20 protein-coding genes are annotated in these 21,739 nt (G+C 64.3%); 11 read left to right on the top strand and 9 right to left on the bottom strand.

Annotation, left to right across the window (positions count from 1 at the left end; genetic code table 11):
* Positions 1–85 precede the first annotated feature (85 nt).
* Together XI02_RS19445 and XI02_RS19440 are read left to right on the top strand one after the other, a co-directional pair.
* Entirely contained in the window at positions 86–457 is a 372-nt protein-coding gene (locus XI02_RS19445; RefSeq protein ID WP_016840304.1) for a nuclear transport factor 2 family protein, read from the top strand.
* Positions 458–649: 192 nt separating this feature from the next.
* Positions 650–982: a DHCW motif cupin fold protein gene (locus XI02_RS19440; RefSeq protein ID WP_018271187.1), complete on the top strand. Its 333-nt coding sequence runs from the start codon at positions 650–652 to the stop codon at positions 980–982.
* 200 nt (positions 983–1,182) lie between these two features.
* Here XI02_RS19440 and XI02_RS19435 read toward each other — a convergent pair whose 3' ends face one another.
* On the bottom strand, positions 1,183–1,635 hold the full coding sequence (locus XI02_RS19435; RefSeq protein ID WP_018271186.1) for a helix-turn-helix domain-containing protein: 453 nt from the start codon (positions 1,633–1,635) through the stop codon (positions 1,183–1,185).
* A gap of 114 nt (positions 1,636–1,749) precedes the next feature.
* Here XI02_RS19435 and XI02_RS19430 point away from each other — a divergent pair, with 114 nt between their 5' ends.
* A complete protein-coding gene (locus tag XI02_RS19430; RefSeq protein ID WP_018271185.1) occupies positions 1,750–3,030 on the top strand; it encodes an MFS transporter in 1,281 nt (426 codons plus the stop codon).
* Between the two features lie 158 nt (positions 3,031–3,188).
* Here XI02_RS19430 and XI02_RS19425 read toward each other — a convergent pair whose 3' ends face one another.
* Together XI02_RS19425 and XI02_RS19420 are read right to left on the bottom strand one after the other, a co-directional pair.
* Positions 3,189–4,490 (bottom strand): RsmB/NOP family class I SAM-dependent RNA methyltransferase, encoded by a 1,302-nt coding sequence (locus XI02_RS19425; RefSeq protein WP_018271184.1) that lies wholly within the window; start codon positions 4,488–4,490, stop codon positions 3,189–3,191.
* 22 nt (positions 4,491–4,512) lie between these two features.
* A complete protein-coding gene (locus tag XI02_RS19420; RefSeq protein WP_026192653.1) occupies positions 4,513–4,935 on the bottom strand; it encodes an MAPEG family protein in 423 nt (140 codons plus the stop codon).
* A gap of 418 nt (positions 4,936–5,353) precedes the next feature.
* Here XI02_RS19420 and XI02_RS19415 point away from each other — a divergent pair, with 418 nt between their 5' ends.
* A complete protein-coding gene (locus XI02_RS19415; protein ID WP_018271183.1) occupies positions 5,354–6,193 on the top strand; it encodes a metallophosphoesterase in 840 nt (279 codons plus the stop codon).
* A 6-nt stretch (positions 6,194–6,199) separates the two neighbouring features.
* Here the strand turns inward: XI02_RS19415 and XI02_RS19410 are convergent, their stop codons facing one another.
* Together XI02_RS19410 and XI02_RS19405 are read right to left on the bottom strand one after the other, a co-directional pair.
* Positions 6,200–6,547: a hypothetical protein gene (locus tag XI02_RS19410; protein WP_370143625.1), complete on the bottom strand. Its 348-nt coding sequence runs from the start codon at positions 6,545–6,547 to the stop codon at positions 6,200–6,202.
* A gap of 54 nt (positions 6,548–6,601) precedes the next feature.
* The gene (locus XI02_RS19405; RefSeq protein ID WP_018271182.1) at positions 6,602–7,624 is read right to left on the bottom strand and encodes an NADP-dependent oxidoreductase; all 1,023 of its coding nucleotides are present in this window, start codon (positions 7,622–7,624) and stop codon (positions 6,602–6,604) included.
* 707 nt (positions 7,625–8,331) lie between these two features.
* Here XI02_RS19405 and XI02_RS19400 point away from each other — a divergent pair.
* The 6 genes from XI02_RS19400 to XI02_RS19375 all read left to right on the top strand — a co-directional run bounded on the left by XI02_RS19400 (position 8,332) and on the right by XI02_RS19375 (position 15,501).
* Entirely contained in the window at positions 8,332–10,302 is a 1,971-nt protein-coding gene (locus XI02_RS19400; protein ID WP_018271181.1) for an AMP-binding protein, read from the top strand.
* The gene (locus XI02_RS19395; RefSeq protein WP_016840292.1) at positions 10,299–11,084 is read left to right on the top strand and encodes an ABC transporter ATP-binding protein; all 786 of its coding nucleotides are present in this window, start codon (positions 10,299–10,301) and stop codon (positions 11,082–11,084) included. The genes XI02_RS19400 and XI02_RS19395 overlap by 4 nt, the downstream gene beginning before the upstream one ends.
* Positions 11,085–11,093: 9 nt before the next feature.
* A complete protein-coding gene (locus tag XI02_RS19390) occupies positions 11,094–12,023 on the top strand; it encodes a branched-chain amino acid ABC transporter permease (RefSeq protein ID WP_018271180.1) in 930 nt (309 codons plus the stop codon).
* Positions 12,024–12,038: 15 nt separating this feature from the next.
* Positions 12,039–13,166, top strand: coding sequence for a branched-chain amino acid ABC transporter permease (locus XI02_RS19385; protein ID WP_016840290.1), 1,128 nt, complete (start codon positions 12,039–12,041; stop codon positions 13,164–13,166).
* Positions 13,167–13,382: 216 nt separating this feature from the next.
* Positions 13,383–14,579, top strand: coding sequence for an ABC transporter substrate-binding protein (locus XI02_RS19380; protein WP_016840289.1), 1,197 nt, complete (start codon positions 13,383–13,385; stop codon positions 14,577–14,579).
* Positions 14,580–14,655: 76 nt separating this feature from the next.
* Entirely contained in the window at positions 14,656–15,501 is an 846-nt protein-coding gene (locus XI02_RS19375) for an ABC transporter ATP-binding protein (protein WP_018271179.1), read from the top strand.
* A gap of 75 nt (positions 15,502–15,576) precedes the next feature.
* Here XI02_RS19375 and guaB read toward each other — a convergent pair whose 3' ends face one another.
* Positions 15,577–17,067: an IMP dehydrogenase gene (gene guaB, locus XI02_RS19370; RefSeq protein WP_018271178.1), complete on the bottom strand. Its 1,491-nt coding sequence runs from the start codon at positions 17,065–17,067 to the stop codon at positions 15,577–15,579.
* A 180-nt stretch (positions 17,068–17,247) separates the two neighbouring features.
* A complete protein-coding gene (locus tag XI02_RS19365) occupies positions 17,248–17,499 on the bottom strand; it encodes a hypothetical protein (RefSeq protein ID WP_018271177.1) in 252 nt (83 codons plus the stop codon).
* Between the two features lie 241 nt (positions 17,500–17,740).
* Here XI02_RS19365 and XI02_RS19360 point away from each other — a divergent pair, with 241 nt between their 5' ends.
* Positions 17,741–19,228: a DHA2 family efflux MFS transporter permease subunit gene (locus XI02_RS19360; RefSeq protein ID WP_018271176.1), complete on the top strand. Its 1,488-nt coding sequence runs from the start codon at positions 17,741–17,743 to the stop codon at positions 19,226–19,228.
* A gap of 545 nt (positions 19,229–19,773) precedes the next feature.
* Here XI02_RS19360 and XI02_RS19355 read toward each other — a convergent pair.
* Together XI02_RS19355 and XI02_RS19350 are read right to left on the bottom strand one after the other, a co-directional pair.
* Positions 19,774–20,475, bottom strand: coding sequence for an RlmE family RNA methyltransferase (locus tag XI02_RS19355; protein ID WP_018271175.1), 702 nt, complete (start codon positions 20,473–20,475; stop codon positions 19,774–19,776).
* Positions 20,476–20,641: 166 nt separating this feature from the next.
* The gene (locus XI02_RS19350) at positions 20,642–21,685 is read right to left on the bottom strand and encodes a Ppx/GppA phosphatase family protein (RefSeq protein WP_026192650.1); all 1,044 of its coding nucleotides are present in this window, start codon (positions 21,683–21,685) and stop codon (positions 20,642–20,644) included.
* Positions 21,686–21,739: the final 54 nt, after the last annotated feature.

Genomic DNA, 21,739 nt, shown 5'->3' with positions numbered 1-21,739 from the left:
CCCACATTCTTCTTTGGGCATGGACAAATCCATATAGGTCAGTATTATTGACCTAATTTGGCCATAAACCACATGGAGGAAACCAATGCCGGATTTTCACGAGCCGTCCCGCCTTGCCGCGCTCGGCCGCGACTGGATCGCCGCCTGGAACGCGCGCGACCTCGAGCGGGTGCTGGCGATGTATGCCGAGGATGCCGAGATGACCTCGGACCGGATCCCGCCGCTCGGCTTCGGCGCGTCGGGCACCGTACGCGGCAAGGCGAGCTTGCGCGCCTATTGGAGCGCGGCGCTGGCGAAATTGCCCGAGCTGCATTTCGAGCTGATCGACCTCTATGTCTCGCCCGACAGCGTCGTCGTGTTCTACCAGAACGAACGCGGCAAGAAGATCTGCGAGTATCTGCGGCTGGATGCCGAGAGGAAGATCCGGCAGGGCTCGGCGAACCATCTGGTGGGATGAGGCGCTGCGGCATCCAGTCATCCGTCACCCTGAGGAGCGCGCTCTTGCGCGCGTCTCGAAGGGCGACGGCCCGGCTCCAACCATCCTTCGAGGCTCGCCGCGCGCTGCTGACGCACCGCCCGGCGCGCACCTCAGGATGACGCCGGTGGATAGGATACAGAAGCGAAAGACGCGACGTCAGGAACCACGCGCATGAAAATCCCGACCCTGCCCTTCACCGTCACCGACTGGAACAAGCTCGAGCCTTCAGTGCATCCCGGCGAGACCGGACAGGCGCTGTGGCGCACGCTCAACATCGGCGAGCTGCGGGTCCGGATGGTGGAATATTCGCCCGGCTACCTCGCCGATCACTGGTGCGATCGCGGCCATGTGCTCTACGTCGTCACGGGCGAGCTCGACACCGAGCTGCGCGACGGCCGCAAATTCACGCTGAAGCCGGGCATGAGCTACCAGGTCTCCGACTTCGGCGACGCCGCGCACCGTTCGTCGACCAAGACAGGTGCGACGCTGTTTATTGTGGATTGAATACACGTCGTCCGTCACCCCCGCGCAAAGGCTTCGCCTTTGTCGCTGGAGGAGCGAGTAGCGCGTCTCGAAGGGCGACGGCCCGGCTCCATCCCCGTCATTGCGAGCGTAGCGAAGCAATCCATCGCGCCGCTTGCCGAGACATGGATTGCTTCGTCGCTTCGCTCCTCGCAATGACGTGGAGAGAGTCCGCCCTTCGCTCACCGCCGACGCGCCGCCACCTTGCTCACCTTGGTGTCCGCCCAGCTCAGCGGCTTGCCGCTCTTCGACGGCAGCATGAGCTGCCCAACCGCCTGCCCGGCCTGGTCGAGCAGCACCGAATGCGGCTCGCCGCGCGCAAAGAGATGCGCCTCGCCCCATTGCCTGAGACCAACCACGATCGGGAACAGATCGTGGCCTCGCCTGGTCAGCACATATTCCTGATAGGCGCTGCCGTCGGAGGCCGCGACCTGCTCGAGCACGCCTGTTGCGACCAGCGTGCGCAGCCGCGTCGTCAGCATGCCCTTGGCAATGCCGAGATTCTTCTGGAAGTCGCCGAACCGGCGCAGGCCGTCGAATGCGTCGCGCACGATCAGCAGCGACCACCAGTCGCCGATCGCGTCCAGCGCGCGCGCCACCGGGCATTCCGCTTTTGCAAATGCGGTCCGCTTCATCGCGCTCCGCCTCCCTCGATCACGATTCCGAACCGGTCTTAAAATAGGACTAGACAGCGTCCGGCGCAACTGGTCTCATGATGAGACCAGATTGCGAATTGCAGCGGAGGCAAGATGACGAACCAGACCATGGCTGAGGCCCGGCCGGCCGAGGCCGTTCACAAGACGCACGACAAGTCCGGCGACACCACGGCTCGCGCTCTGTCGCCCGCCGTCGTGCTGCTGTTCGCCGCCGCCTGCGGGCTGAGCGTCGCCAACATCTATTTCGCGCAGCCGCTGCTCGACACCATGGCGCAGGATCTCTCCATCACGCCGGCGGTGATCGGCGGCGTCGTGACGCTGACCCAGGTCGGCTACGCCTTCGGCCTGATGCTGATCGTGCCGCTTGGCGACCTTTGGGACCGCCGCAGGCTGATCGTCGGCCAGACCGTGCTGTCGGCGATCGCGCTCACCATCGTCGGCACCGCGCCGAACGCCGCGGTGCTGCTTGTCGGCATGGTGCTGGTCGGGCTGCTCGCCGTCGTGATCCAGGTGCTGGTCGCCTACGCCGCGACGCTGGCGGCGCCGGCCGATCGCGGCCGCACCATCGGCACCGTCACCAGCGGCGTGGTTTCAGGCATTCTGCTGGCACGTTTCGCCGCCGGCGCGCTGGCCGATCTCGGCGGCTGGCGCGTGGTCTACCTCACCTCGGCCGCGCTGACGCTGGTGCTGGCGGCGCTATTGGCACGCGCGCTGCCGCGGCATGCACCGCAGCCGATGGCCGGATCGTCCTACGCAAAGCTGCTGCGCTCGACGGTCACGCTGTTCGTCGAGGAGCAGGTCCTGCGCGAACGCGCGGTGTTCGCGCTTTTGATCTTCGCGAGCTTCAGCGTGTTCTGGAGCTCGGTCGTGCTGCCGCTCGCGGCACCCCCGCTCTCGTTGTCGCATACCACGATCGGGATGCTCGGGATCGCAGGCCTCGCCGGCGCGCTGGCGGCGCGCAATTCCGGCCAGCTCGCCGACCGCGGCTGGGGGCAGCGCACCACCGGCTTGTCGTTGCTCTTGATGCTCGCCGGCTGGGTGCCGATCGCCTGCCTCAACACCTCGCCATGGCTGGTCGTGGCCGGCGTGCTGATGATCGACTTCGCGGTGCAGGCGATCCATGTCACCAACCAGAGCCTGATCGTCGCCGCGCGCCCTGACGCGGCGAGCCGGCTGGTCGGCGGCTACATGGTGTTCTATTCGATCGGAACGGGTTTTGGCGCGATAAGCTCGACGATGGCCTATGCGGCCGCCGGCTGGCCCGGCGTGTGCGTCCTGGGCGCCGCGATCAGCGCCTGCGCGCTGCTGTACTGGGTGATCGTGGTGAGCAGGACGCCGGCGGCGCAGAGCGTTTGCACCGTCCCGTCACCCTGAGGAGCGCGCGCTTGCGCGCGTCTCGAAGGGCGACGGCCCGCGTCCATCCCCATCCTTCGAGGCTCGCCAAGCGTTGCTGGCCCATCGCTCGGCGCACACCTCCGGCGACAACAGCGACGCCGTTGCGCCGGCGACAACGCCAGGGCGTTGCGCCGGCGTCACGCTCGGCGCTTGAGGATGCTGACGAAAAACCCATCCGTACCGGTGCGGCGCGGCGTCATCAGCAGGCCTTCCGCCGACAGCAGCGCGGCCTCGGCAAACGCCTCGGCCTTGTCCCACAGCACCGCTGCGGTCTGCTCCGGCGGCTGCACGGAGAACTCCGGATGCCGCGCGGTGAAGGCCCTGACCTGCTCACCGTTCTCCTCCGCCAGCACCGAGCAGGTGATGTAGGCGATCCGGCCGCCGCCCTTCACCAGCGGCGCGGCGCGCTCCAGCACCTCGGCCTGATCCTTCAGCCGCACCTCGAGCGCGCCGGGGCGCATGCGCCATTTGGCGTCGGGATTGCGGCGCCAGGTCCCGGTGCCGGTGCACGGCGCGTCGATCAGCACGAGGTCGGCGGACGCCTTGATGTCGGACAGTACCTCCTCCTCGCCGCGCGGCGTGCGCACGTCGCAATTGTGCACGCCGGCGCGCGACAGCCGCTCATGGATCGGCGCGAGCTGGCGCTTGTCGCTGTCGGTCGCGATCAGCCGGCCCTTGCCTTGCATCATCGCCGCCACCGCCAGCGTCTTGCCGCCGGCGCCGGCGCAGAGATCGATCACCTGCTCGCCCGGCTTGGCCGCCGAGAACAAGGCGGCGAGCTGCGAGCCCTCGTCCTGGACCTCGATGGCGCCCTTGATGAAATCCTCCTCGGCATGGATGCCGGGATTGCGCGCGTCGGCGCCGAGCTCGATGCGCAGGCCGAGCGGCGACCACGGCGTTTCCCTGGCGCCGAGATGCGACAGCCGCGGCAGCACCTTCTCGCGCTTGCCGCGCAGCGTGTTGACGCGCAGATCGAGCGGCGCGCGGCTCGCCATCGCGGTCGCTTCCGCCGCGCGGTCGTCGCCGAACACCTTTGCCAGATGCGGGTCGAGCCAGTCCGGATAGTCGCCCGCGACATGCGCCGGCGCCTCCTTGAGCGAGCGCGAGGCCAATGCGGCCTCCTCGGTCGCGGTCAGCGGATCCGGCGCGAACCGGCCGCCGTCGCACAGCGCCTGGATCGTGGCGATATCCATGCCGCGTTCGAGCTTGAGCATGCCGAGCACGCGCGACCGGGCGCTGGCGTCATCCATCAAATAGGCCGCGGAGGATTGCCGGCGCAGCACGTCCCAGATCAGGCCGGAGATCGCGGCGCGATCGCCGGAGCCGGCATAACGGTGCGCGGTGCCCCATTCCTTCAGCGCTTTCGCCGCGGGAACGCGCTGTGCGTCGATGGTGGCGATCAGTTCGATCGCGGCGGAAAGCCGGGCAGCGGGGGTCATTGATCTCTTTCGGTTGGGCGCATCAGATCAGCAGCAGCAGTCTGAGCGCGAAATACAGCCACATGGCCGCCAGCACCAGCGCGCCGGCGAACCAGGCGAGCGAGCGCGGCCGCACGTCGTTGGAGGTGACGAACACGCTGGCATGGGCAAACCGCGTCACCACGAACACCCAGGACATCAGCACGATGAACAGATCGGCACGGCGCAGCGGCAGCGCAATCGCGATCAGGACATAGAACAGGATCGGCAGCTCGAACTGGTTGGCGAAGCAGTTGCCGAACTTGGTGGCCTGGGCCGGCCAGTTCGGCTCGCGCAGCGCGATGTCTCCGATCTTGGTCTCGCCGCTCGTCAGCGCCCTTGTACGCGTTGTCGCCATGGCGAACAACAGCGCGAAGGCGAGCCCGATCTGGATGAAGACCGGCAGCAGAACCATTTGAACCGACATCAAAAATCTCCCTCAGCCGCGGGCGCCCTGCCGCCCTCTTAGCCGCCGCTCGCCCACAAGACAATGAGCGCCCAATGAAGCGGCCCAATAAGGCGCCTGGGTAACCCGTTGAAACATCACCCGAGCCCGGATGACCAACTCCCAGGACCAATAGCGGTTTCAGCCCCTCACGGATGACGCGATCAGCATCATCACCCCGATCCTCGACAGCGCAGCCCCGGGGCAGCGACGTGCCCGGCATGGTGACGGCGGGGCTCGCCGGCGTCGGTGCGGCAACTGGCGATCAGCGGCCGCCCAAAAAGGCGCAAAACCAAACATCACATCAAACAGGACTTCAAACGAGGCATCGAACAAGACGACAAAATCGTCATCGTTCCGACTTCGCGCCGACCTATGCTCCGGCCGAAAGGAGCGATGCATGCCCCAATTTCGCCTGACACAAATCTCCGACACCCATCTCGCGCGCCGCTTCAAGCCGCTCATCGACAACTTTCATCGCGTCAGCGAGCACATCGACGCTGCGCGTCCCGATCTCGTGCTCAACTCCGGCGACGTCTCGTTCGACGGGCCGACCAGCCGCGACGACCTCGCGTTCGCCAAGGAGCTGCACAACGCGCTGCCGGTCGATTGCCTCTATCTGCCGGGCAATCACGACATCGGTGACAATCCGACCGCGGTCGGCCCCACGCCTTCACAACTGCCGACCGAGGAGACGCGCGGCGCCTTCACCTCGGTGCTCGGCGAGGACCGCTGGCATTTCGACGCTGCCGGCTGGTGCTTCATCGGGCTGAATTCGCTGATCATGAACACCGGCCTCGACAGCGAGGTCGAGCAGTTCGACTGGCTCGCAGGCGCGCTCGACAAGGCCGTCGGCAGGCCGGTCGCGCTGTTCCTGCACAAGCCGCTCTATCTCGACCTGCCCTATGATGCCGAGCGCGCCGAGACCGCGATCCGCTTCGTCCCGCAGCCGGCGCGCCGCCGCCTGATCGAGATGCTCGGCAAGGTCGATTGGCGTCTGGTCGGCAGCGGCCATGTGCACCAGCGCCGCGACTACACGTTCGAGCATGTCAGACACATCTGGGCGCCCTCGGCGGGCTTCATCATCTCGGACGCGCGGCAGGAGGTGATCGGCATCAAGGAAGTTGGTCTCGTCGAATACCGCTTCCAGCCCGACAGTTTCGAGGTCCGCCACGTCAGGGCGAAGGGCCAGGTCGATGTCGACCTGGACATGCTGCTCGGCAAAGAGACGGCGGCCTGAACCGCGTCAGCTCCGCGCCGCGTCGTTCAGGTCGCGCTTGATCACGGTGAGCAGCGCCTGCAGCGAGTCCTTGTTCGGCTGCGGCGCCGGCGGCGGGCGCCGCACGCGAGGCACCTGCGGCATGAAGCGGACCGGCTCCGTGTCCGGCTGCTCCTCGACGAATTTTCCATGCAAGACGTCGTCGCGGCGGCCCATGACGAACATCGTCGCCCAATAGCCGACGGAGAGGAGAATGACCCCGAAAACAATAAGTTCAAAAATCATGGCTACACCTGAAATATAGCCATATTGAATCAACTGCTGCGGGTCTCCGTCAAGCAAATGGGGGCCAAAAGGCCCCCAAATCCCCGCCATTGTGGCGCTTTTGATACTTTGTTGCGCGGAATGGGAGCTTCCGGGGCCTGTAACTCAGGCCTTGTCCGGCCCGACCCGGACCAGCTGCTTGCCGAAATTGGCGCCCTTGAGCAGTCCCATGAAGGCCTCCGGCGCGCTGTCCAGGCCCTCGGTCACGAACTCCTTGTACTTGACCTTGCCGTCACGCACCCACTGCGACATGTCGCGGAGGAAGTCGCCATGCATGGCGGCGAAGTCGCTGACGATGAAGCCGCGGAAGGTCAGCCGCTTGGTCAGGATGTTGCGCATCATCGCGCCGGCCCATTTCGGTGCGTGCGCTTCGGTGTCGTTGTAATGCGCGATCAGGCCGCAGACCGGGATGCGCGCGAACGCGTTGAGCAGCGGAAACACCGCGTCGAACACCGCGCCGCCGACATTCTCGAAATAGACGTCGATGCCCTTCGGGCAGGCTTCCTTCAGCTTCGCCGCGAGATTGGGATCGCGGTGATCGAGGCACTCGTCGAAGCCGAGCTCGTTCTTGACGTAGGCGCACTTGTCCTTGCCGCCGGCAATGCCGATCGCCCGCGCGCCCTTGATCTTGGCGATCTGGCCGACCGCCGAGCCGACTGCACCGGACGCGGCCGCCACCACCACCGTCTCGCCCGCCTGCGGCTTGCCGATTTCGAGCAGTCCCGTATAGGCGGTCATGCCGGGCATGCCGAGCACACCGACCGCGGTCGAGATCGGCGCGATCTTCGGATCGATCTTGGCGAGGCCCTTGCCGTCGGACAGCACGTGCGTCTGCCAGCCCGCGCGCGACAGCACAATATCGCCCTTGGCAAAGGCGGGATTGTTGGACGCGATCACCTCGCTCACCGTACCGCCTTCCATCACGCCGCCGACCGGCACCGGCGCGGCATAGGACGGACCGTCGGCCATGCGGCCGCGCATATAGGGATCGAGCGACAGCCAGATGGTGCGCAGCAGCACTTCGCCCGCGCCCGGCGTCGGCGGCGTGTAGTCCTCGAGCCTGAAATTGGCCGACTTGGGCTCGCCGTGCGGGCGCGAAGCCAGGACGATGCGCTTTCCTTGGGACATGTTGATTTCCTCTTGAGGTGATTGGTTCGTGGCGGACACGTAGTCATGCAATCCAGCTTCCCGCAAGGGAGATGGATTTGCTCTTTCGCGCAGCACTGTTTGAAATGTTGTTTGAAATGACGACTGTCATGCCAGGCACATTGGCGCCAACGCGATACCGTCATGTCGCGGCGGTTCGCAGGGGCCCCTGGTGGCGGCAGTTTGTCACGGCGCGCCACCGGCAAACGAAGCGGCCATAGTCAAGTCGGCTGATCCGACCTCGCCATCCGGCACGGCGGAGCCAAAGCGGTCAGGCGGCCCTCCATGGGTCGCAACGAGGGCGGCCGCGCAGCAAATCGGCAACCGGTTTCCGGTCGCCCTCGAAACCTGAATGGCGCAGGACTTCGGTCGGCTTCGCGGGACCGTCCGATGGACGTGAGGCTCTCCGAAGCATTGGGGTTACCTCTTGAGAGCCGATCAGCGTCCTCGCGCCGCAATGTCGGTCTGGTGGCAGCCGAATTCACCTTCGGCGAATTGGCAGCCGGCAGACTTATTTCTGCCGCGCGCGCCCGCGGCAAAAACGCGACCTATCAATCTGGCACTTGTCGGACTTGCGATTCGCTGTAATCTCGCACCATGCGGCACTCGCATGTCTGCTACCCAAAAATGGAGCAGGCATCACCATAACAGGAGCGAACCAACGCTTCGGTTTTTGGATCGAGACCGACATGGCCCGCGGCGGATCGTATGACACGTTTCCCAAATTGCTGCTGCGAAACACGGCACAATTTGGCACGCGGCCAGCGTTCCGGCATAAGGATCTTGGCATCTGGCAGAGCTGGACCTGGGCTGAGGTTGCCGAGATCATACGTAGCTACGCCGCCGGCTTGCATCGCCTTGGCTTGCGGCCGGGCGAGACAATTGCGGTAGTCGGCTCCAATCGGCCCAAGCTTTACTGGACCATGATGGCAGCGCAGACGCTGCGCGCAATCCCCGTTCCGGTCTACTCCGATGCTGTGGCTGATGAGCTTGCTTTTGTTCTCGCTCACGCCGAGGCGACGGTGGTCGCAGCGCAGGACCAGGAGCAGGTCGACAAGGTCCTGTCGGTGTCCGACCGACTGCCGCAACTCAACAGGATTATCTACGACGAACCGCGCGGAATCGACGGCTACGATCGCGGTCGACTGATCGCAATCGGCGATATCATCAATGACGGCCGCACCGCGCTTGCAGCCGACCCAGCGCTTGGCGAACGGATCGATGAATCCATTCGGGCCGGCAACGGTTCGGACATCGCTGTCATCCTCTACACCTCGGGAACGACCGGCGCGCCCAAGGGCGTCATGCTGTCGGCGCGAGGCTGCATCGATGCTGCAACCGACACCACGCGGTTCGACAAGTTGACCGACAAGGACGTGGTGCTGGCCTATCTGCCGCTGGCTTGGGCGGGCGATCATTACGTCAGCTATGCGCAAGGCATGGTGGCCGGATTCTGCATGGCGTGCCCGGAGAGCAGCAACACAATCGAGCAGGATCGGCATGAGATAGGACCAACCTTCTACCTGGCCCCGCCACGCGGTTTCGAGGCCATGCTGACGCGGCTGATGGTCCGGATGGAGGACGCAGCGCCGATCAAGCGACGATTGTTCAGCTACTTTCTGGACGTCGCGCGGCGGTATGGCGAGCAAGTCTTGACGGGACGTCCGGTGCCGCTGTCAGGCCGATTGCTCTATGCGCTGGGAGGCTGGCTGGTCTACGAGCCTCTCAAGAACGTTCTCGGCCTGTCTCAGGTGCGCGTCGCATACACCGGAGGCGAAGCTATCGGTCCGGATCTGTTCGCGTTCTACCGCGCGATCGGACTGAACCTGAAGCAGCTCTACGGCCAGACCGAAGCGTTCCTCTATGTAACGTGTCAGCCCGATGGCGAGATCTACCCGGATACGGTTGGTCCGCCGGCGCCCAACGTCGACATCCGCATCGCGGAATCAGGCGAAGTGCAGTTTCGCTCGCCCGGCATGTTCCTCGGATATTTCAAGGATCAGGCAAAGACCGCGGAAGCGATGACGTCCGATGGATACGTCAGGACCGGCGACGCGGGCTTCTTCGACGAGAAAACCGGGCATCTGAAGATCATCGATCGCGCGAAAGACGTCGGCCGATTGGCTGACGGCACGATGTTTGGTCCCAAGTACCTTGAGAACAAGCTGAAGTTCTATCCCAATATCAAGGAAGCGATCACGTTCGGTGACTCCAGAGAGTTCGTATGCGCCATGCTCAACATCGACCCGGTCGCGGTCGCGAATTGGGCGGAACGCAACAACGTCGCCTACGGGTCCTATCAGGAGCTTGCCGGGCATCCGCTGGTCTACGACATGGTCGCCAAAGACGTTGCCGCGGTGAACCGCTCCCTGGCCGGGGAAACGGTGCTTGCGGGCGCCCAGATTCGCCGCTTCCTCATTCTGCACAAGGAGCTCGACGCGGATGACGGCGAGCTGACCCGCACGCAGAAAGTGCGCCGCCGCTTCATTGCCGAACGCTATGCGTCGTTGGTCACGGCACTCTACAACGGAGCGCATGACGCCGACATTTCCACGGAAGTGACGTTCGAGGATGGCCGGAAAGGCACGATCGCGGCACGAGTCAAGATTCGCGACATGCAAATCGTCGGTCCGGCAGAATCGCTGGGAAGAGCGGCATGAGAGCGCCAAACGCCAACGAGATCCTGCTGCAGGTCGAGGGCGTGGCACTGGCCTTCGGCGGCGTCAGGGCGCTGCGGGACGTCTCGTTCAACGTCAAAAAAGGCGAAATTCGCGCCATCATCGGCCCCAACGGCGCCGGCAAAACCTCAATGCTGAACGTCGTCAACGGTTTCTATCACCCCAACCATGGCGCCATCACCTTCAAGGGAAGCACCCGGTCCAAAATGCAGCCCTTCGAAGCGGCGCGCGGCGGCATCGCGCGCACCTTTCAGAATGTCGCCCTGTTCAAGGGCATGAGCGCGCTCGACAACATCATGGCAGGCCGCACCTTGAAGGTCCGCCGGGGACTGTTGTGGCAGGCGCTGCGTTATGGCCCTGCTCTCGCAGAGGAGGTCGAACATCGGCGTAAGGTCGAGGAGATCATCGACTTTCTGGAGATCGAGACAATCCGCAAGGTACCGGTTGGGCGCTTGCCATACGGCTTGCAAAAGCGTGTCGAACTCGGTCGCGCTCTGGCGATGGAGCCCGACCTACTCCTCCTCGACGAGCCGATGGCTGGCATGAACGTCGAGGAGAAGGAGGACATGTCGCGATTCATCGTTGATGTGAACAATCATTACGGCACGACCATCGCCCTGATCGAGCACGACATGGCCGTGGTCATGGATCTGTCGGATCGCGTAGCGGTGCTTGATCACGGCGTAAAGATCGCCGACGGCACGCCTGATGAAGTGAAGAAGAGTCAAGCCGTCATCGACGCATATCTTGGCGTCGCGCATTGAGGTGCGTCCATGATCGCACTGGGTCAGTTTCTCGAGGTCCTTATCGGCGGATTGATGTCCGGCGTGCTCTATTCGCTGGTCGCCCTCGGCTTCGTGCTGATCTTCAAGGCATCGGGCGTATTCAACTACGCGCAGGGAGCCATGGTATTGCTCGCGGGATTGGCGCTGGTTCGCGCCCTCGATCTGCTGGTCGCCAACGGACTTCCGCTTTGGGTCGCGGTCATCCTCGCTATCGGCTTTGCCGCCGTGATCATGGCGGCAACCGCCTGGCTCATCGAGCGGTTCGTGATCGGACCTCTCGTCAATCAGGACGGCTTGACGCTGTTCATGTCGACGATCGGCGTGACATTCGTCATCGAGGGCGCCGCGGAGATGATCTTCGGATCGGATGTCTACCCGTTGCGGCTGTTCCCGACCGACGCCTGGTTCTTGTTTGAAGGCCTGTTCCCGGGCGGGATTCTGGTCAACAAGCTGGATGTCTGGGGCGCATTGATCGCGGGCGTCCTGGTCGCCGGCCTCGCCGTCTTCTTTCAGCGTACCAAGACCGGTCGCGCTCTCAGAGCCGTGGCCGACGACCATTTGGCCGCCCATTCGGTCGGAATTCCGATCAGCTGGATCTGGTTCGTGGTCTGGCTCGTTGCCGGTCTCGTTGCGCTGGTCGCGGCGACCGTGTGGGGGACCAAGCTTGGCGTTCAGTTCTCCATCACGTTTCTCGCGCTGAAGGCTTTGCCGGTGCTGATCATCGGCGGCCTTACCTCCATTCCCGGAGCCATCGTCGGCGGGCTCATTGTCGGTGCGGGTGAGAAGCTCGCAGAGGTGTATCTCGGGCCATCCATCGGCGGCGGCATCGAATATTGGTTTGCCTACGTGCTGGCGTTGGCGGTGCTGCTGTTGCGGCCACAGGGTTTGTTCGGCGAGCGCATCATCGAACGTGTCTGAGGCAAGGAGGTCGTTGTGCTCTATCGCGAAGCTGGCCAGTTCAAGGCGACCTATGCGGAGGATATGGCGATCTTCCCGATCCGGCAGGATCGTATTGCCCTCGCCGTCTTGCTCGGAATTGCCTTCATTGGCGTGCCGCTGTTGGCCAGCTTCCGGATCTGGCCGTTCAGCACCGATTATCTGTTGTGGGCCATCCTGCTGCCATTCCTCATCCTGGCGCTCGCGGCCATCGGGACGAACATTCTCGTCGGCTATTGCGGCCAGATTTCGCTCGGCAGCGGCGCGTTCATGGCCATCGGCGCCTATTCCGCCTACAAGCTGGCGACCGGCATTCATATCCCGCTTGCCTGGCTTGGCTTCGCGATCGCGATCCCACCGTTGCCCGTCTTGGCATCCATTCTGCTTGGCGGATTCATGGCGGCGGGTGCCGGAATCCTGTTCGGCATTCCCAGTCTGCGGATCAAGGGCCTCTACCTGGCGGTCGCAACGCTCGCCGCGCAGTTCTTCTTCGATTGGGCGTTCCTGCGGCTCCCGTGGTTCACCAACTACGCCCCGTCGGGATCAGTGAATGCGCCGGAACTGGATTTCTTCGGCATGGTCGTACGCACGCCGGTCGAGCGTTACCTGCTTTGCCTGACCTTCGCGACTGTCATGGCGGTGTTGGCGAAAAATCTCGTGCGCGGCAATCTCGGCAGGCAGTGGATGGCGATCCGCGACATGGATATCGCCGCCGAGCTGATCGGCATCAGGCCGCTCTACGCAAAACTCACGGCTTTCGCGGTCTCTTCGTTCGTCATCGGGGTGGCGGGTGCGCTCTGGGCGTTCGTCTACCTCGGTTCATGGGAGCCACTTGCGTTCTCGATCGACCGCTCGCTTGAGCTTCTGTTCATGGTCATCATCGGCGGGCTCGGCTCGATCATGGGTTCGTTCATCGGAGCAGCGTTCATCCTCATCGTGCCAATCATGCTGAATGTGATCCCGACCAAGCTCGGCCTGCCACTGTCGACGCAAGCGATCACTCACCTCCAGTTCATCATCTTCGGATCCTTGATCTGCTATCTGCTCATCAAGGAACCCCATGGCTTCGCCCGGCTGATATCGATCGGCAAGGAGAAGCTCAGGCTTTGGCCGTTTCCATATTGAAGGAGCGATCGCAACGCGGGCGGACGCTGGAGAGGAAGGAAGCACCACGGACGGAAAAAGAAGGACTTCAAGGAGGAGGATATCAATATGGCAAGTATAGCACGCAGTGTACTGATACTGGCGACCGCCTTGGCCGGCGCGGCGTTTAGCACACCGGCCGCAGCGCAAAACGAGCAGTTCATCCCGATTTTATCGTACCGGACCGGACCATACGCCGTGAACGGCGCGCCCTACGCAAACGGCGTCGTGGACTATTACAACCTGATCAATGAACGCGACGGCGGCATCAACGGCGTCAAAATTCTGACCGAGGAATGCGAGACGGGCTACGCGACCGACAAGGGAGTGGAGTGTTACGAGCGTCTCAAAAGCAAAGGACCAACCGGCGCGGCCTTCATCAATCCACTGTCGACCGGCATCACCTTCGCACTCACCGAAAAGACCGCGACCGACAAGATCCCGATCATCACAATGGGGTACGGCCGGGCCGATTCCAAGAACGGCGCGGTGTTCGCGTATAATTTCCCGTTGCTCGGCACTTACTGGTCCGCGGCCGATCTCGCCATCCAGCAGGTCGCCAAGGAACTCGGCGGCTTCGACAAGCTGAAAGGCAGGAAGATTTCGCTGCTGTATCATGACAGCCCCTATGGCAAGGAGCCGATTCCGATGCTGCAGGTGCTGGCGCAGAAGTACGGCTTTGAGTTCACGCCGATCCCGGTCACGCATCCCGGCGTCGAGCAGAAGTCGCAATGGCTGGCGATCCGCCAGAACCGGCCGGACTATGTCCTGGTCTGGGGCTGGGGCGTCATGAACAGCACGGCAATCAAGGAGGCGGCCGCCGTCGCCTATCCGCGCGACAAGATGATCGGCGTTTGGTGGTCGGGCGCAGAGCCTGACGTGACGCCGGCAGGCGATCAAGCCACTGGCTACAAGGCGCTGATGCTTCAGCACGGCGCCGGCAAGTTTCCCGTGCATGCCGACATAGAGAAGCACATCTACGCCAAGGGCAAGGGTTCGACAGAACCCGTCAAGATCGGCGAGGTTCTCTACAACCGAGGTATGGTGAATGCCATGCTCGGCGTTGAGGCGATCCGCAAGGCGCAGGAAAAGTTCGGCAAGAAACCGCTGACGGGCGAGCAGGTCCGTTGGGGGCTTGAGAATCTCGTCCTCACCGATACGCGTATCAAGGAACTCGGCTTTGAGGGGATGTTGAAGCCGGTCAGCATTTCCTGCTCCGACCACGAGGGCGCGCGCTACGGGCGGGTCCAGCAGTGGGATGGCAAGGCCTGGAAAGTGATCTCCGACTGGTCCACGGCTGACGAATCGCTCATCGAACCGCTCGTCACCGATGTGTCTGCGAAGTATGCCGCGGAGAAGAAGATCAAGCCGCGCGACTGCGCAAAGGAAACCTGAGACCGTGTGAGTGATCCGGGACGCAGGTTTGCCTGCTCCCGGATCACGGCCCCTGCTACAGTTTGGAGGTCTGCGCGTGTCAATCGCCAAGGTGGTCGTCGCCGCTACGACGGAAGCGACAGCTCTGATCTTATCGGTCAACAACATCGAAGTTGTCTACGATCACGTCATCCTCGTGTTGAAGGGCGTCTCGCTGGAAGTGCCGCGAGGCGGCATTGTCGCGCTGCTCGGCGCCAACGGCGCCGGCAAGACGACGACGCTGAAGGCGGTCTCCAATCTGCTGCACGCAGAGCGCGGCGAGGTCACCAAGGGCTCGATCCTGTTCAACGGCGTCGAGGTGAAGTCCCTGTCGCCAAACGACGTGGTGCGACGCGGCTGCATCCAGGTGATGGAGGGGCGGCGTGCTTTCCCTCATCTGACAGTCGAGGAGAACATCCTGACCGGCGCCTTTACGCGGACGGACGGCAAGCTCGCGATCGCACAGGACCTTGAACGGGTCTACGCTTATTTCCCGCGTCTCAAGGAACGACGCAGTTCCACCGCCGGCTATACGTCCGGCGGCGAACAGCAGATGTGCGTGATTGGTCGCGCGCTGATGTCGCGCCCGAAGATGATCCTGCTCGACGAACCATCGATGGGCCTCGCGCCGCAGATCGTCGAAGAGATCTTCGAGATCGTGAAGGATCTCAACGCCAAGGAAGGCGTGTCGTTTCTTCTCGCCGAGCAGAACACCAATATGGCGCTCAGATATGCAAGCCACGGCTACATCCTCGAAAATGGCCGCGTGGTGATGGACGGCGAAGCGCACGCACTCGCCGCAAATGAGGACGTCAAGGAGTTCTATCTTGGCGTCGCCGGAGAGAAGCGAAAATCATACCGCGACGTGAAGCACTACAAGCGACGCAAGCGCTGGCTTGCCTAGCAGATGATGGCGTCCCGAAATTCCGAGACTCCGGGTTCGGTCCTTCGGACCGTCCCGGAATGACGGTGCTTGGGCTTACACCCCGCCCGGATAGTTCGGGGATTCGCGCGTGATGGTCACGTCGTGGACGTGGCTCTCGCGCAGGCCGGCGCCGGTGATGCGGACGAACTCGGCCTTGTCGTGGAAATCCCTGATGTCCTTGGCGCCGACATAGCCCATCGCGGCGCGCAGGCCGCCGGCGAGCTGGTGCATCACGTGGCCGACCGGCCCCTTGTACGGCACCTGGCCCTCGATGCCTTCAGGAACGAGCTTCAGCGTGTCCTTGATGTCCTGCTGGAAGTAGCGGTCGGCCGAGCCGCGCGCCATTGCGCCGACCGAGCCCATGCCGCGATAGGCCTTGTAGGAGCGGCCCTGCCACAGGAAGACTTCGCCGGGCGTCTCGTCGGTGCCGGCGAGCAGCGAGCCGACCATGGCGATGTCGGCGCCGGCGGCGAGCGCCTTGGCGAGATCGCCGGAATATTTGATGCCGCCGTCGGCGATCACGGGCACGTCGGCCTTCTTCGCGGCCGCGACCGCATCCATGATCGCGGTGAGCTGCGGCACGCCGACGCCGGCGACGATGCGCGTGGTGCAGATCGAGCCCGGGCCGATGCCGACCTTGATGCAGTCCGCGCCGGCATCGATCAGCGCCTGCGCGCCGCCCTCGGTCGCGACGTTGCCGGCCACCACCTGCACCGCGTTGGAGAGCCGCTTGATGCGGTTGACGGCATTGAGCACGTGGCGCGAATGGCCGTGCGCGGTGTCGACCACGACGACGTCGACGCCGGCATCGATCAGCCGCTCGGTGCGTTCATAGCCGGTCTCGCCGACCGTGGTGGCGGCGGCGACGCGAAGCCGGCCGTGCTCGTCCTTGCAGGCGAGCGGATGCGCCACCGCCTTCTCGATGTCCTTGACGGTGATCAGGCCGACGCAGCGATATTGATCGTCAACGACCAAGAGCTTCTCGATGCGATGCTTGTGCAGCATCCGCTTCGCCTCGTCCTGGCTGACGCCCTCGCGCACCGTGACCAGGTTCTCGTGCGTCATCAGCTCCGAGACCTTCTGCCGGGGATCGCTGGCAAAGCGCACGTCGCGGTTGGTGAGGATGCCGACCAGCTTGCCCGGCACGTTCTTGGCCGCGCCGGTCACCACCGGGATGCCAGAGATGCCGTGATCCTTCATCAGCGCCAGCGCGTCGGCCAGCGTGGCATCCGGGCCGATGGTCAGCGGATTGACCACCATGCCGGATTCGAACTTCTTGACCTGCCGCACCTGCGCGGCCTGACCGTCGGGATCGAAGTTGCGGTGGATGACGCCGAGGCCGCCGGCTTGCGCCATCGCGATCGCCATGCGCGCCTCGGTGACGGTGTCCATCGCCGACGCGATGATCGGGATGTTGAGCGCGATCGCGCGGGTGACGCGCGAGCGGATATCGACTTCCGAGGGAAGGACGTCCGACAGACCGGGCTTCAGCAGCACATCGTCGAACGTGAAGGCTTCGCGGATAGCCTGAAGTCCCGTGGCCATTGCCAACTCCTTTCGGCGGCCGCAGCCGCGATAAACTTACGGATGAACGCTGCCTGCGGCGACGCTGCTGCGTCACCGTCGAATCGGCGCCCATCGGTGGGGTTGACGCTGGTCGATAGCATGGCGGCATGACGAATCAAAGCGTTTGCCAGCCATGCACAGGCCTTTTTAGGGGCCGGTTCAGGGTGCCCGGTAGCCCGGCGGCGGGCCGTGGCGGCGGATCGCCTCGACCATTTCGCGATGGCGCCGGTCCTCGCGCTTCATGTGGACCGCGATCACGGCATGGGCCGACGGCACCAGCAGCAACACGTGGAAAAACAGCCCGAAAACCGCGCAAAACACGATCAGGACCAGATTGAAGATGGCCGAAAACGGCTGTCCGTTCAGGAGCAGCCCGATCGGCGGCAGGAGAGCGGCAAGGACGTAGATCACGGCACACCTTCCAGAGCGTTTTCGAGCGAAGTGGATACCGGTTCGCCTGAAGAAAACGCGTGAAAACATCAATCCAGGGCCTCCGTTCCGATCCTATCGGAACGGAAAGGCTCTGACACGGGCGGATGCATACCAGCGTCACGCAGGATTTAGGGCGTTTGGCCGGTTCCGCAATAGCGTGGCCCTGGGCAGGATGATATGGCCCCCTCGCCCGCCTTTTTCAGCACAGCTGTCCTGTTTGATGAACAAACAACGCCTGATTCCGCTCATCGTGGCCACCGCCCTGTTCATGGAGAACATGGACTCCACGGTGATCGCGACCTCGCTGCCCGCGATCGCCGCCGATATCGGCACCAGCCCGCTGACGCTGAAGCTGGCGATCACCTCCTACCTGCTGTCGCTCGCGGTGTTCATCCCGGCGAGCGGCTGGACCGCGGACCGCTTCGGCGCCCGCATCGTGTTTGCCGGCGCCGTCGGCGTGTTCATGCTGGGCTCGATAGGCTGCGCACTGTCGTCCTCGGTGACCGATTTCGTGTTCGCCCGCATCCTGCAGGGCCTCGGCGGGGCGATGATGACCCCGGTCGGGCGGCTGGTGCTGCTGCGCTCGGTCGACAAGAGCGCGCTGGTCAACGCGATGGCCTGGGTGACGGTCCCGGCGCTGATCGGCCCGGTGATCGGGCCGCCGCTCGGCGGCTTCATCACCACCTATTTCTCCTGGCACTGGATCTTCCTGATCAACATCCCGATCGGGCTGCTCGGCATCTTCCTGGCTTTGAAATACATCGACCCGATCAAGAGCGAGGATCCCGAGCGCTTCGATCTCGTGGGACTGGTGCTGGCCGGTATCGGCCTCGCCGGCATCGCCTTCGGGCTGTCGGTGGCCGGGCTCAATTTGCTGCCGTGGCCGATCGTCGCCGCGCTGGTCGGGGTCGGCACGGTATCGATGACGCTTTACGTCATCCACGCGCGGCGGACCGGTTCGCCGGTGCTCGATTTCGGCTTGCTGCGGCTGCCGACCATGCGCGCGTCGATCGTCGGCGGCTTCATGTTCCGGCTCGGCATCGGCGCGCTACCGTTTCTGCTGCCGCTGTTGATGCAGGTCGGCTTCGGCCTGTCGCCGTTCCAGTCCGGTCTCGTCACCTTTGCGTCGGCGGTCGGCGCCATGGGCATGAAGACGCTGGCGGCGCGCATCATCCGCGCCTTCGGCTTCCGCAACATGATGACCGTCAACGCGGTGGTCAGTTCGGCCTTCCTCGCCGCCTGCGCGCTGTTCACGATCTCGACGCCGCTGATGCTGATCTTCACGATCCTGGTGGTCGGCGGCTTCTTCCGCTCGCTGCAATTCACCGCGATCAACACCGTGGCCTATGCCGAGGTCGAGGCGCCGCAAATGAGCCGGGCCACCACCCTCGTCAGCGTCAACCAGCAGCTCGCGGTGTCCGCGGGCGTCGCGGTCGGCGCGTTCTCGGTCGAAACCACGCTGGCGCTGCATCACCAGACCGAGCTCTCCGCCGACGTGTTCGCGCCGGCCTTCATCGTGGTGTCGCTGATCTCGGCGGCCTCGGCCTGGTTCTTCTGGCAGATGCCGGCTGAGGCCGGCAACGAGATCGCCGGCCGCAAGGCGATCGACATCTCGAGCCGCAAGGGCGCCGAGAAACGCGCCGCCGCCGAAGCCGTCAAGGTCGCCACCGAGGACACCCAGAACGCGCGCGATCAGCGGCTCGGCTAGTCGATCGAACCAGCCGTTCCCGAGGCGCGTACACCGCGAGCCGCCGTCAGGTCACGACCAGGCCATCAGGGGTGGCCGGTCATTCCGCCTGGCTGTCCTCGATCCGGACGTTCAATAAGTTCGTATGTGGGAACGTGGGTCGCTTCCAGCCACGATTCCAGCGCTGCTCCGCAGACCGTGCAGATCGCATCACCCGTATGCGGCACCAAGAACTTCTCTTCGGTGCGTCTGTACTCGGCGCCGCAATTGCATTGAACAATGGTCGCCAGCTGGGAAATATGCGCTTGCGTCGCCCGATTTTCCAGTCCTGCAAGAAACGGCCCCAGTGCGCGAAACCTGACGCTGCACCAAGGCCGCCAACCCGGTTGGGGTTTTCTCCCGGTGGGCTTGGGGGGCATTGGCCGGGAGCAAAGGAGTCGACTCCAGCCGCGCGCCAAGGTTCCCGCCGGTTGCGCTGAAATGTGGTTTCTGCGCTCCTTCGTCGTTGCGAGCGGAGCGAAGCAATCCAGTCGTCCGCCGATACAGGGCCATGGATCGCTTCGTCGCTACTCCCCGCGCGATGACGGCTGCTGCTGCCCGCGAAATCCCGTCGCCAGCACGTAACGCTCCGACGAATCCTGCCGGCTGGCGGCCGGCTTGACGTGGCGGACGGTGGCGAAATCGCGCTTCAGCTGCGCCACCAGCTCGGCGTCGGCGCCGCTCTGGAACACTTTTGCCAGGAACGTGCCGCCGGGATTGAGCACCTCGCCGGCGAAATGCGCGGCGGTCTCGACCAGGCCGATGATGCGCAGCTGATCGGTCTTGCGATGGCCGGTGGTGTTGGCAGCCATGTCGGACATCACGATGTCGGCGCGGCCGCCCATCATCGCGATCAGTTTTTCCGGCGCGTCATGGTCGAGGAAGTCGAGCTGCGCGAAGGTGACGCCGGGAATCTCGCCCATCTCCAAGAGATCGATCGCGACCACCTTGCCCTTGCCGTCGGCTGCTCCTGTGCGTTTTGCCGCGATCTGGCTCCAGCCGCCGGGCGCCGCGCCAAGGTCGACCACGGTCATGCCCGGCTTGAGCAGGCGGTATTTGTCGTCGATCTCGAGCAGCTTGAACGCTGCGCGGGAGCGGTAGCCCATCGCCTTGGCCTTGGCGACATAGGGATCGTTGAGCTGGCGCTCGAGCCAGAGTTTTGACGACAGCTTGCGCTTGCCGCCGCTCTTGACCGTGACGTGCAGCCGCCCGGTGGTGTCTTTCGCCATACTGCTTCTCTGCTCCCTCGCCTCGCTCTTGCGAGGAGAGGGTTGGGGTGACGGGCTGTTTCCGCAATAAAGGTGAGAGATGCGCTCCTGGAGAGTCCCCCTCACCCGGATTGCATTGACATGCAATCCGGCCTCTCCCCGCTAGCGGGGCGAGGCAAGAGAAGCTCTAGCACGCCCGCAGCGCGCCGTCCTCGCGCATCATCTCGACCAGCATGCCCTCGCGCAGGCCGCGATCGGCGACGCGGAGCCGCGGCATCGGGAACGCGTTGCGGATCGCATCGAGGATCGCGCAGCCGGCGAGCACCAGATCGGCGCGCTCGACGCTGATGCAGTTGTTGTTGACGCGCGCTTCATAGCTCATGCCGAGCAGCCTCTGGATCGTCGCGGTAACGTCGCAATCGTTCATCCAGATGCCGTCGATGCGGCGACGGTCATAGCGCGACAGGTTGAGGAACACGCCGGCGAGCGTGGTCACGGTGCCCGAGGTGCCGAGCATGTGCATGTCGCGCAGATTCTTGCCGTGCTCGGCCGCGAACGGCGCGACGTGCCGCGCGACCTCATCGATCATCTGCGCATACAGATCCCTGGTGACGTTCTTGCCGCCGAAATGTTCGGCCAGCGTGACGACGCCGAGCGGGATCGACATCCACGCCTTGATGCGTGGCGGCGCGTCGGGTGCGTTGGGGTCGCGCTCGATCCGCACCAGCTCGGTCGAGCCGCCGCCGATATCGAACAGGATGGCGCCCCGTCCCTTCGGATCGAGCAGCGGCGAGCAGCCGATCACAGCGAGCGTCGCCTCGGTCTCGCGATCGATCACCTCGAGCTTGATGCCGGTCTCGGCCGCCACCCGCGCGCGAAAGCTCTCGGCGTTGCCAGCGGCGCGGCAGGCCTCGGTGGCGATGAGCCGCAGCCGGCGCGCCTTGCGATAGCGGATCTTGTCGCTGCAGATGGCGAGCGCGGCAATCGCGCGCTCGATCGCGGCCTCGCTGATCGAGCCGGTGGCGGCGATGCCCTCGCCGAGCCGGATGATTCGCGAGAAGGAATCGACCACGCGGAACCCGTCGCCGGTGGGACAGGCGATCAACAGCCGGCAATTGTTGGTGCCAAGGTCGAGCGCGGCGTAGACGCCACTTTCCGCCGCTGCCGCAACCAACCCTGGCGGGGCTTCGCTGGCCGGGGGGCCGTCGCAAAGCCGCACATGGTCGTTCATCAAAACTGTCTTTCCGCGGGACCAGAAGGCCCGCCGAATAATTATCGTTCACGG

The organism is Bradyrhizobium sp. CCBAU 21365 (assembly GCF_015291305.1).
In the GTDB taxonomy this organism is placed as follows: Bacteria; Pseudomonadota; Alphaproteobacteria; order Rhizobiales; family Xanthobacteraceae; genus Bradyrhizobium; species Bradyrhizobium elkanii.
This window is presented reverse-complemented; position numbering and strand designations above follow the sequence as displayed.